A 731-nucleotide genomic window follows, 5' to 3' on the forward strand; every position below is an offset into this window, starting at 1 on the left:
GGTGTCGGGCGATTCGGTGGTGTGGACGGACCATGAGAATCGCTCGATTGGGTTTCCACTGCCGACTGTTGCTCGACCTGCCATCACCAATAGCCTGGCCGAAGCCGCCATCTATTTGGGCGCGTCGCCGGATGAACTGGTGCTGGCCCAGGCGTCGCGCTTTTATCACTTTCGCGACGGTGTGCTGGTCTCCATCAGCGATGCGTACGACAACCGGCTGCGGATTTCCCGGGATTATTTGGGGCGCATCGAGCGGCTGGATAACGGTGTCGGGCGTTCGCTGTTCCTGCGCTATGCATTTGGCCGCATCGTCGCGGTGGACTATCAGGTCCAGCGCGCCAAAGGGCGTGAACCCTTCGAGTGGGTGACCGAGCAGACCGTTGTTTCCTACGCCTATGACGACCTGGGACGGTTGGTTTCGGCGACCAATGCCATCGGCGAAAGCGAGGTTTATCGCTACGACGATCAGCACGTCATTCTTGAGCGGGGCTTGGCCGGTGGGGCGAGTTTCTTCTGGGCGTGGGAACGGGCGGGCAAGGCCGCGCGATGTGTCCGGCATTGGGCCAGTTTTTCCCAGATGGACACGCGGTATGCCTGGGGGGATGACGGCCGTGTCACGCTGCATAACGCCGATGGCAGCCAGGAAGTGTACGTCCATGACGACCGGGCGCGGCTGGTGCAGCGGATTGATCCGGACGGTGCCCAGCATTTCAAATCCTACGATGCCAAAG

The 731-nt window shown here is 61.4% G+C and carries 1 pseudogene; it reads left to right on the forward strand.

Features of this window, described 5'->3' with window-relative positions:
* Positions 1 to 731, forward strand: a pseudogene (locus BB029_RS12720) (RHS repeat domain-containing protein); the annotation flags it as partial.

Origin of the sequence: Pseudomonas sp. S3E12, assembly GCF_001702295.1 — a bacterium.
Taxonomy (GTDB): Bacteria; Pseudomonadota; Gammaproteobacteria; order Pseudomonadales; family Pseudomonadaceae; genus Aquipseudomonas; species Aquipseudomonas marginalis.